This is a genomic window from Bradyrhizobium sp. SHOUNA76, assembly GCF_023006445.1.
Classification (GTDB): domain Bacteria; phylum Pseudomonadota; class Alphaproteobacteria; order Rhizobiales; family Xanthobacteraceae; genus Bradyrhizobium.
In genome coordinates this window covers 1-7,513 of sequence record NZ_JALBHA010000326.1, presented here as the reverse complement: position 1 = coordinate 7,513, position 7,513 = coordinate 1, and the positions used below count along the sequence as shown (strand labels likewise).

6 protein-coding genes are annotated in these 7,513 nt (G+C 65.1%); all 6 read left to right on the top strand.

Features of this window, described 5'->3' with window-relative positions:
* Positions 1-481, top strand: a 481-nt coding sequence (locus MOV74_RS26140) for an ammonium transporter (RefSeq protein ID WP_404979175.1), incomplete at its 5' end; no start/stop codon positions are given.
* Positions 482-792: 311 nt separating this feature from the next.
* Positions 793-1,131 carry a P-II family nitrogen regulator gene (locus MOV74_RS26135; protein WP_008142813.1) on the top strand — a complete coding sequence of 113 codons (339 nt, stop codon included), beginning with the start codon at positions 793-795 and terminating at the stop codon, positions 1,129-1,131.
* 37 nt (positions 1,132-1,168) lie between these two features.
* The gene (locus MOV74_RS26130; protein ID WP_246929236.1) at positions 1,169-2,617 is read left to right on the top strand and encodes an ammonium transporter; all 1,449 of its coding nucleotides are present in this window, start codon (positions 1,169-1,171) and stop codon (positions 2,615-2,617) included.
* A 217-nt stretch (positions 2,618-2,834) separates the two neighbouring features.
* On the top strand, positions 2,835-3,239 hold the full coding sequence (locus MOV74_RS26125) for a GFA family protein (RefSeq protein WP_246929235.1): 405 nt from the start codon (positions 2,835-2,837) through the stop codon (positions 3,237-3,239).
* A 333-nt stretch (positions 3,240-3,572) separates the two neighbouring features.
* The gene (locus MOV74_RS26120; RefSeq protein ID WP_246929234.1) at positions 3,573-4,787 is read left to right on the top strand and encodes an aminotransferase class I/II-fold pyridoxal phosphate-dependent enzyme; all 1,215 of its coding nucleotides are present in this window, start codon (positions 3,573-3,575) and stop codon (positions 4,785-4,787) included.
* A 9-nt stretch (positions 4,788-4,796) separates the two neighbouring features.
* A complete protein-coding gene (locus MOV74_RS26115; protein WP_246929233.1) occupies positions 4,797-7,274 on the top strand; it encodes a DNA translocase FtsK in 2,478 nt (825 codons plus the stop codon).
* Positions 7,275-7,513: the final 239 nt, after the last annotated feature.

The following is a 7,513-nucleotide window of genomic DNA, read 5'->3' as shown; positions in this document are numbered from 1 at the left end:
CTGGGCCGCGATCGAATGGTCGACCCGGCGCAAGCCCTCGGTGCTCGGCATGATCTCCGGCGCGGTGGCCGGTCTCGGCACCATCACCCCGGCCTCCGGATTCGTGGCGCCCTGGCACGGCATCGTCATCGGCATCATCGCCGGTGCGGTCTGCTACTGGGCCTGTACCTGGCTGAAGCACCGCTTCAACTACGACGATTCGCTCGACGTGTTCGGCGTCCACGGCATCGGCGGCCTGACCGGAACCCTGCTCGCCGGCGTGTTCGCAACCAGCGCCATCGGCGGCACCGCCGGCCTGTTCGAGAGCCATCCGCAGCAGCTGCTGATCCAGTTCTACGGCGTCGCCGTCACCTTCGTCTGGTCGGCGGGCGTGAGCTTCATCCTGCTCAAGCTGGTCGGCCTGTTCGTGCCCTTGCGCGTATCCCGTGAGCACGAGCTCGAGGGGCTGGATATTTCGCAGCACGGCGAAGCCCTGCAATAGAGCGCGACGCTACTTAATTACCTCTCGGCTGCCCGGCGCGTGAGCAACATTGTGTCGGCAGCCTGTCGTGCTCGCGTTTTAATCAGGTGTGACCACGTTTTGGGCGCGACGGAATAGCGCACCGCACCGCCATACCCGTCAAATGCGAAAACCCCCGTCTTCATAGTCCGTTAGGCAATGCGCCTGATCTGGCACGGCATTTGATTCTAAGGGTCCCGGCTGTGCCCGCGTAGTGAACTTTCTCCCTCGTGGCGAACCAGTCGAGAAACGCCCGGCCATGTCCGGACCGGGCCCAAGCGGGGATAGGACCCATGAAAATTGTTATGGCGATTATCAAGCCATTCAAGTTGGAAGAAGTCCGGGACGCCCTGACCGCCATCGGCGTTCACGGTCTCACGGTGACGGAAGTCAAGGGATATGGCCGCCAGAAGGGCCATACGGAAATCTATCGCGGCGCCGAATATGCCGTGAGCTTCCTGCCCAAGATCAAGATCGAGGTCGCTGTCGCCTCCGACCAGGTCGACAAGACCATCGACGCCATCACGTCTGCCGCCAAGACCGGACAGATCGGCGACGGCAAGATCTTCGTCATCAACCTCGACCACGCGGTGCGCATCCGCACCGGCGAGGCCGATGCCGCGGCCCTTTGATTTCGCGCTCAACCTTATCCAATCAGGAGTGAATATTATGACGTTCAAGCGTCCCTATGGCGCGGGATTGGCGGCTCTCGCAGTCGGCCTGTTCGCTGCGACCGCAGCCTATGCCGAGCCAACGGTCAACAAGGGAGACAACGCCTGGATGCTGACATCGACAGTGCTGGTGCTGTTGATGACGATCCCGGGCCTTGCGCTGTTCTACGGCGGTCTCGTCCGTTCCAAGAACATGCTCTCCGTCCTGATGCAGGTGTTCTACACCGTCTGCGTCGTCACCGTGATCTGGGCCGTGTACGGCTACAGCCTCACCTTCACCGGCGGCTCCGACTTCATCGGCGGCTTCTCCAAAGCCTTCATGATGGGCGTGACCACCGATACGAAGGCTGCGACCTTCTCGGTCGACGCCAACATCTCGGAGCTCATCTATGTCTGCTTCCAGATGACCTTCGCGGCGATCACGCCCGCCCTCATCGTCGGCGCTTTTGCCGAGCGCATGAAGTTCGCGGCGATCGCGCTGTTCGTCCCGCTCTGGGTCACGCTGATCTATTTCCCGATCGCGCACATGGTCTGGTACTGGCAGGGTCCGGACCTGATCCAGGACGCAGCCAAGGCGCTCGCTGCTGCCACTGACGCGGCGGCGAAGACCGCGGCGGAGGCGAAGCTCGCCGAGATCAAGGCCGACGCCGGCTGGATCTTCAAGAAGGACGCGATCGACTTCGCGGGCGGCACCGTGGTGCACATCAACGCCGGCATCGCAGGCCTCGTCGGCGCTCTCCTGATCGGCAAGCGCGTCGGCTACGGCAAGGAGCTGATGGCTCCGCACTCGCTGACCATGTCGATGATCGGCGCCTCGCTGCTCTGGGTCGGCTGGTTCGGCTTCAACGCCGGCTCCAACCTCGAAGCCAACGGCGGCGCAGCCCTCGCCATGACCAACTCCTTCGTCGCCACCGCAGCCGCCGCGCTGTCGTGGATGTTCGCGGAGTGGATCATCAAGGGTCACCCGTCGGTGCTCGGCGTCATCTCCGGCGCTGTCGCGGGTCTCGTGGCCGTCACGCCTGCCGCCGGCTTCTCCGGCGCGATGGGCGCGATCGTCCTCGGCCTGATCGTCGGCGTGGTCTGCCTGTTCTTCTGCACCGTCGTGAAGAACGCGCTCGGCTACGATGACAGCCTCGACGTGTTCGGCGTCCACTGCATCGGCGGCATCGTCGGCGCTCTCGGCACCGGCATCCTCGTCAACCCGGCTCTGGGTGGCGCGGGCGTCATGGACTACACCGCGATCCCGCCGAAGGTCGGCGACTACGACTTCGCGGCGCAGATGATCGCCCAGCTCTGGGGCGTCGGCACCACGCTGGTGTGGTCGGGCATCGGTTCGGCGATCCTCTACAAGGTCGTCGACGTGATCGTTGGTCTGCGCACCAATGTCGAGAGCGAGCGTGAAGGCCTCGACATCACCGAGCACACCGAGCGCGCCTACAACATGTAAGTCTCCTCCCGGGCGCGGTCTCCCCGGAGACCGCGCCCAGACCTACGGTTCGGGCACATACCCGGCAATGCCCTGACCGTTGAGGGGCTCCAGCGCAAGCTGGAGCCCCTTTCTTTTGGCAGGGCGCTTTCTGATTTGGTTCCGAAGAAAGGGATTGCCATTCCGCGCCACCGGCGCAGAAATATCGACCACAAGAAACGATAATCGGGAGGTGGTCATGCGTTTGGAAGGCGGATGCTATTGCGGCGAAGTGCGCTACGTGGCTGAAGGCGATCCAATGATGCAGGCCCAGTGTCATTGCCGCGAGTGCCAGTACATTACGGGCGGCGCGCCCAACACCTTCATCGCGATGCCGGCGGCCGGCTTCAGCTACGTCCTGGGGCAACCCAAGCAGTTCACCCGCAAGGACCTCGAACGCGCCGTCACGCGCGAATTCTGCGCCGAGTGCGGCACCCATCTGGTGACCAGGGCTCCGGGCCTGCCGGCGGCGATCCTGAAAGTCGGCACGCTGGATGAGCCAAAGCAGTTCCATCCGCAGATGGCGATCTACACCTGCGACATCCAGGAATTCCACGCCATCCCGGCGGGCATGAAGACGTTCGAGAAGCTGCCGGGGCGTTGAGCGTCGATCGCGCCGCAGGACGGTGCGCTCCCTCTCCCGCTTGCGGGGGAGGGCCGGGGTGGGGGTGCCTCCGCAGTGGGATTTCCCAAGAGGAAAGAGCCCTCACCCGGCCCTGCGCGCCGACCTCTCCCGCAAGCGGGAGAGGTGGCCCCGGCATCGCCACCCCCGCTCGGGACGGGCCGGACCTCCGATCTGGGTCACGGAATTGACTCTTGATGACGCGGAAAGCCGATGGTTAATCGCGTCTTAACCTCGCCCTATCTATGGTGAAGTGAACCGCTTCCCGCCGGGGCCTTCGCGCGACCGGCTGTTCCAAGAGTGCTGGCGCCCAGAATGGCTATGACCGCTTCATCCCGCGCGCCGCAGGCCGGTGGAAGCCTAGACACCGAACGCTCGCCCTTTGTGCGGCTGAACGAGCTGCTGGCCCCGCATCAGCCCGGCAAGCCCTTGATTTCGCTCGCGGTCGGCGAACCGCAGCATCCCGTGCCTGATTTCGTCGGCCCGGTGCTGGCCAAGCACATCGCCGATTTCGGCCGCTACCCGATGAACCAGGGAACCGACCCGTTCCGTCAGGCAGCAAGCACCTGGCTGTCGTCGCGATTCAAGCTGCCGCGGCCGCTCGACCCCCGAAGCGAGATTCTCGTCCTCAATGGCAGCCGCGAGGGGCTGTTCCTCGCCGCGATCGCAGCAAAGCGCTACGTCGGCCCGCGTCCCGGCAAGCCCGCGATCCTGATGCCGAACCCGTTCTATCCGGTCTATGGCGCCGGCGCCTTAGCTGCGGCCTGCGAGCCGGTCCATCTGCCGACAACGATCGAAAACGGCTTCCTGCCCGATCTCGACGCCATCGACGAAGCAACGCTGGCGCGCACCGTGGCGTTCTATCTGGCCTCGCCCGCCAATCCGCAGGGCTCGGTCGCCTCGCGCGATTACTTCACGCGCCTGAAGAGCCTCGCCGATCGCCACGGCTTCATGATCCTCAGCGACGAGTGCTATTCGGAGATCTACACCCGCGAAGCTCCGGGCAGCGCGCTCGAATGCGCGGGTGCGGACTTCACCCGTGTGGCCGCGTTCCAGTCGCTGTCGAAGCGCTCGAACCTGCCGGGCCTGCGCGTCGGCTTCGCCGCCGGCGACAAGAGGTTCATCGGGATTTTCCTGGAGCTGCGCAACATCGCAGCGCCGCAGGTGCCGGTGCCGCTCCAGCACGTCGCGACCTTTGCCTATGGCGACGAAGCGCATGTCGAGGAGAACCGCAGGCTTTACCGGATCAAGTTCGATCTCGCCGACCAGATCATCGGCAATCGCTACGGCTATCGCCGGCCCGACGCCGGCTTCTGCGTCTGGCTCAACACGTCCGCGATCGGCGACGATGTGTCGGTGTGTTTGAAACTCTTCACGGAAGCAGGCGTGCGTGTGGTGCCCGGCAGCTTTTTGGCGCGGCAGCAGCCTGACGGATTCAATCCCGGCGCGGGCTACATTCGCCTCGCGCTGGTGCAGGATGGCGAGACCACGGCGCAGGCGCTGCACCGCCTGGTCGAGACTCTGGGTTAGGCGGGGCCCATGAGCATGTCGGCAATCGAACGTGTCATTCCACTGGTCGGCCATCTGCCGCCCTCGATCCGCGAGGGTCTGGCGCGGCGCATGCGCGAGCTCACCGGCCTCGGCCTGATCACGCTGGCCGGCGTCGCCTCAGCCGCACTGATGACCTGGTCGGTGCAGGATCCCAGCCTCAGCCACGCCACCTCGCGGCCGATCCGCAACATCCTCGGCTATGCCGGTGCGATCGGCGCCGATCTCGCGATGCAGATTCTCGGGCTCGGGGCGATCATGCTGGTCCTGACCGTCGCGGTCTGGGGCTGGCGCATGATGACGCATCGCCCGTTCGACCGCGAAGCGCTGCGGCTGGGCTCCTGGATTCTCTGCACGGTGATTGCGGCGGGCTTCGTCAGCTGCTGGCCGCATGGCGGCGCATGGCCGCTGCCGACCGGCCTCGGCGGCGTGGTCGGCGACGCCCTGGTGCGCGCGCCCGCGGTGATTTTCGGACCGGCCGGGACAATCTATCGCATCGTGCTGGGCACGATCCTGTTCGCCGCGCTGGCCGCGACCTTCCTGATCGCCTGCGGTCTTGGCGCCCGTGAGCATGACGACGAGCTCGCGGAGATCGAGGATGACGACAAGCCGCTCGACGAAGACGAAGGGAGCGATCGCGGTTCGGTGTCGCTGGGCTGGCTGTTCCATGCGCTGATGAGCACCAAGGCGCGTCTGATCTGGCTCTTCAGTGCCGCCTATCGCTCGCTGGTCTCGAGCGGACCGAAGACCAAGGCCGTGGCATTCAGCCGCCAGGAGCCGAATCTCGGCGGCGGCCGCGCTGCGCCCTCGATCTCGCCGCAGCCCGAAGACGAGGATGACGAGGACCAGCACGAAGAAGAGGAAGACGAGGAGGAAGAGGAAGAGGAGCCCGCTGCGCGCGCCCCGCGCAAGAAGGCTGCCCCGAAGACCCCTGCCAAGAAATCCTCCGACAAGTTCGACCTTCCGTCGGTCTCCATGCTGGCCGCGCCGAAGGCCGGCGACCGCCAGCCGCTCAGCAAGGCCGAGCTCGAGACCAATTCGCGCTCGCTCGAAGGCGTGCTGCAGGATTTCGGTGTGCGCGGCGAGATCGTGAAGGCCAACCCCGGTCCCGTCGTCACGCTGTACGAGCTGGAGCCGGCGCCCGGCATCAAGTCGTCGCGCGTGATCGGACTTGCCGACGATATCGCCCGTTCGATGAGCGCGCTGTCCGCACGCGTCGCCGTCGTGCCCGGCCGCAACGCCATCGGCATCGAGCTGCCGAACGCGCATCGCGAAAAGGTCTATCTGCGCGAATTGCTGATTGCGAAAGAGGCGACCGACACGGTGGCAAAACTGCCGCTTTGCCTCGGCAAGACCATCGGCGGCGACCCTGTGATCATCGACCTCGCGCGCACGCCGCACATGCTGATCGCCGGCACCACCGGCTCCGGCAAATCGGTCGCCATCAACACCATGATCCTCAGCCTGGTCTACCGGCTGCGTCCGGACCAGTGCCGCCTGATCATGGTCGATCCGAAGATGCTCGAACTCTCCGTCTATGACGGAATCCCCCATCTGCTCACGCCCGTCGTGACCGACCCGAAGAAGGCGGTGGTCGCGCTGAAATGGGCCGTGCGCGAGATGGAAGAGCGCTACAAGAACATGGCCAAGCTCGGTGTGCGCAACATCGACGGCTACAACACCCGCCTGCTCGAATTGAAGGCCAAGGGCGAAGAGCCGACGCGCACGGTGCATACCGGCTTCGACAAGGAGACCGGCAAGGCGATCTACGAGGAAGAGAAACTCTCGCTCGACCCGCTGCCCTACATCGTCATCATCGTCGACGAAATGGCCGACCTGATGATGGTCGCCGGCAAGGACATCGAAGGCGCGGTGCAGCGCCTCGCGCAGATGGCGCGTGCCGCCGGCCTGCACGTGATCCTCGCGACGCAGCGTCCGTCGGTCGACGTCATCACCGGCACCATCAAGGCGAACTTCCCGACCCGCATCGCCTTCCAGGTGACGTCCAAGATCGACAGCCGTACCATTTTGGGCGAGATGGGCGCCGAGCAGCTGCTCGGCCAGGGCGACATGCTCTACATGGCCGGCGGCGGCCGCATCAGCCGCGTGCACGGACCTTTTGCGTCCGACGAGGAAGTCGAGAAGGTGGTGCGTCACCTCAAGACACAGGGACAACCGGAATATCTCGAAGCGGTTACCGCCGAGGAGCCGACCGAGGACGAGGACGGCGCGGTGTTCGACGCGACCGGCATGGGCGGGGATGGCGGCGGCGATCTGTTCCAGCAAGCCGTTGCGATCGTCAAACGCGACCGCAAGGCATCGACCAGCTACATCCAGCGCCGCCTGCAGATCGGCTACAACCGCGCCGCATCGCTGATGGAGCGCATGGAACTGGAAGGCATCGTCGGGCCCGCCAACCATGCCGGCAAGCGCGAGATTCTGGTCGAGGAAGAAGACAGCCATATGTGAGGCAGCCGCCTCAACACATCATTTCACGCGAAATCGTTATCTGCTTTTGCCCGAAATCACGCTAAAAGACGCCCAGCCATACAGGACGACGCGTTGATCAGACATCCGGACATTCGATTCGCTGCCACCATCGCCGCGCGAGGCGCGCGCGTGGCCGGCGTGCTTCTCGTCACTGCCGCGATGGTGACCGCGACGTCGTTCGCGCAGACCGTGCCGGTGCCGAAGCCCGCGCCGAAGGG

What these genes read in the sequence shown, in the direction of transcription:
- MOV74_RS26135 (WP_008142813.1), top strand. Translation starts at nt 793, where the DNA reads ATGAAAATTGTTATGGCGATTATCAAGCCATTCAAGTTGGAAGAAGTC.
- MOV74_RS26130 (WP_246929236.1), top strand. Translation starts at nt 1,169, where the DNA reads ATGACGTTCAAGCGTCCCTATGGCGCGGGATTGGCGGCTCTCGCAGTC.
- MOV74_RS26125 (WP_246929235.1), top strand. Translation starts at nt 2,835, where the DNA reads ATGCGTTTGGAAGGCGGATGCTATTGCGGCGAAGTGCGCTACGTGGCT.
- MOV74_RS26120 (WP_246929234.1), top strand. Translation starts at nt 3,573, where the DNA reads ATGGCTATGACCGCTTCATCCCGCGCGCCGCAGGCCGGTGGAAGCCTA.
- MOV74_RS26115 (WP_246929233.1), top strand. Translation starts at nt 4,797, where the DNA reads ATGAGCATGTCGGCAATCGAACGTGTCATTCCACTGGTCGGCCATCTG.